The sequence below is a fragment of the Dolichospermum circinale AWQC131C genome, assembly GCF_000426905.1.
Taxonomy (GTDB): domain Bacteria; phylum Cyanobacteriota; class Cyanobacteriia; order Cyanobacteriales; family Nostocaceae; genus Dolichospermum; species Dolichospermum circinale.
Map to the genome: position 1 here is coordinate 18,937 of NZ_KE384623.1, position 752 is coordinate 19,688.

At 37.1% G+C, this 752-nt stretch carries 1 protein-coding gene; it reads left to right on the top strand.

Going from position 1 to position 752, the window contains the following annotated elements:
- Positions 1-339, top strand: a 339-nt coding sequence (locus tag ACIR131C_RS26090) for a hypothetical protein (protein ID WP_196811770.1), incomplete at its 5' end; no start/stop codon positions are given.
- Positions 340-752: the final 413 nt, after the last annotated feature.

The following is a 752-nucleotide window of genomic DNA, read 5'->3' on the forward strand; positions in this document are numbered from 1 at the left end:
TACAGCACTCAAGCACAAATCCCAACTAACATGGAAAACTTCAGAAAAGGTCAAACTCACCCGTTAGTTTGTGATTGGGTACAAAATACTACTCGTGCGACAAATCGTGTTGTTTTTCAAAGTAATGGCACATTGAATATAGTATACGGTTTAGGAAACATGGATATTTACAAATGGGCTGCTCCTAATTCTTCGTCAGGTACAGTTCAACTGACAAATGGTTATAAAATGATCGATTTTTCTCCCCGGAATTCACTTCCAAATAGGAGTGAAAGTTATGCTTTAAATCAAAATCGTATTTTGTCATTCTTGGGCAGAGAATATCGTTGCAAGTCGTAAGTTCGTTTGACGAAAGTAAGCCCAGCACCATCTTTTATAGGATTAAGAGGAGAAAAATATGGCTGTTTGTAGGAGTTGTGGAATTTCAACAGACTATACATGGCTAAAATGTCGCAACTGTCAATACCAGTTATGTAGTAGCTGTTTTGAAAGATTTGGAGGCGGGAAAAATGGCTTTAGCGGCACAATTACTTGTCCAAATTGCCGAGCAGGAATAATAAAAGGAAGATAATAAACTCAAAGATCGACTAAGGCACGCTACTCAATCGCCTATGTTCTAGGTTGAGTGATATGGGGTTTTTATTCACTCCAACCTCATGTCTATGAGTTTTTCTTGTCTGTTAATTTGCAAAACTCTCTTTCAGTGTTTAATAAATTAGGAGATTACCATGAAAAAGCTGCATAAATTACTG